This is a genomic window from Chthonomonas sp., from assembly GCF_035294505.1.
Lineage (GTDB): Bacteria > Armatimonadota > Chthonomonadetes > Chthonomonadales > Chthonomonadaceae > Chthonomonas.
On record NZ_DATGKU010000083.1, the window covers coordinates 1 to 1,879 of the forward strand.

General features: G+C 56.0%; 2 protein-coding genes. One reads left to right on the top strand and one right to left on the bottom strand.

The genetic code is table 11. The features are described from left to right. Positions 1-248 precede the first annotated feature (248 nt). Positions 249-1,289: an NDP-sugar synthase gene (locus tag VKV18_RS04535; RefSeq protein WP_324203038.1), complete on the top strand. Its 1,041-nt coding sequence runs from the start codon at positions 249-251 to the stop codon at positions 1,287-1,289. A 230-nt stretch (positions 1,290-1,519) separates the two neighbouring features. Here the strand turns inward: VKV18_RS04535 and VKV18_RS04540 are convergent. Then, positions 1,520-1,879 (bottom strand): hypothetical protein (locus VKV18_RS04540; protein WP_324203039.1); only part of this gene is annotated, 360 nt, incomplete at its 5' end.

A 1,879-nucleotide genomic window follows, 5' to 3' on the forward strand; every position in this document is an offset into this window, starting at 1 on the left:
GATGGTTACATCGTAAAGGTCTCTCTCTACCGCGTCCTCTTGCGGTGCGATTTTAGGCTCACTCACTGCGGTCAATTTCTACAATTTCTCCTTTAGGTATCCCTCGCACGAAGTCGGTTGCTTCTAATTGCATACGATGCGTCTAGTTATTGTATCACATTTCCGAGCAGGGTTGGCCTCTCTTTGAGTAAAATAGCTGCACGTGCTTCGTGAGCACACTACCTACTACGTTCGAGGAGGAGAAACCGTTGAAAGGCATCATCATTGCAGGAGGGCTGGGCACGCGCCTGCGCCCGTTAACCTATCGCCGTCCCAAACCGCTCACGCCGGTGGCCAATAGGCCCTTTTTGGAATATCAAGTGGCGCTGCTGCGCCAACATGGCATCGAAGACATTGTGTTCGCCACCAACTACATGGCCGACCAGATCGAGGCCCACTTCGGCGATGGTTCCCGTTTCGGCGTACGCATGCGCTATGCGGTCGAAGAGGTTCCTTTAGGAACCGGTGGCGCCATTCGCAATGCGGCACAGTTCTTTCCAAACGAGACGGTTGTGGTATTTAATGGGGATGTACTCACCGATTTCGATCTCGGTAAGATCGTTTCGTTCCACAAGCAGCGAGAGGCCATCGCAACCATCACCCTCCATGAGGTGCCAAGCCCTCATCCCTTTGGCGTGCTCCTTTTGGACGAGAAGGGCCGTGTGTTGGAATGGCGCGAGCCGAGCGAGGAGGCGAAACGGGCCGTCACTCTCGACCCCGACCTAACCCCCTCCGGTAAAGACCTCATCAACGCCGGCTTCTACGTCCTCGAACCGGAGTTTTTGGCGCGAATCGAGTTAGGCAAACCCAGCTCCATTGAACGCGATATCTTCCCGCGCCTTCTTGCAGAGGGCGCGCCTATTTACGGCATTGCTCCTGGTGGCTTCTGGCTCGACGTAGGGCGGGCCGAGCAGCTTCTTATGGCCACGCAGGCCATCCTTTCGGGACAGGTGAAAACCGCGGTTCCCGGCCTCGCCGTAGGCGAAGGCACAACGATAGCGCCCAGTAGCTGGATCAACGGTATGACGGCCATCGGTCGAAATTGCCGTATCGCAGGCCAAACTCGCCTGGAAAACTGCATTCTCATGGATAACGTGACCGTGGGCGAGCATGTGCGCCTCAGCAATGTTATTGTAGATGAGGGCACAACGCTTCAAGAAGAGGTGGTTCTCGAAGGGCGGGCAGGCGGCCCCACCCCTGTCATCGCCGCCGAATCGGTGCTGGGGCGAGGAACCCGCCTCCACCTGTAGATGCATGTGAAGTATCCCCTAACAGGCTTCTAAGGGGCTTAAGGGCTGCCTTTTGGAGGCAGCCCTGGCCACCATGGGGCCTTACAGGAGGATTCCCAAGGTCAACTACCACCGATCTTTATGTAGCCGGCTTGCGCCTAACCCGTCTACACAGAGTAGGGGCGGGGTTACCCCGCCCCTACACGATAGGTCAGCTGACAACGATCCGCGCACGGGCGATGCCTCATCTTTTACTGTAAAGGCAGCTGAACAAACCGCAAAGCCTTCCCATCATAGCCCCAAATACGACCTGAACTATCCGCTATCAACGAAATGGACATCGGCACCTTCACCTCATGCAACGCCCCCACATGAGGCCTTGACAAACTTCGATAGACATACACCTCTATCTCCCCTGCCTGACGCCAACGCCATACATACATCCGCTTTGGAGAAGACCAGGTTAATAACCAAGGAGACTTTGTTGAGGCAGGCAACTCCTTCTCTACATGGCTTGCCCCGGTAACAGGGTCTATACTGACCACAGCCATTAAACCACTCTGCCGCTGACGCGCTAGAACCACAATACGCCCTGAGGCATCGGCATAGGG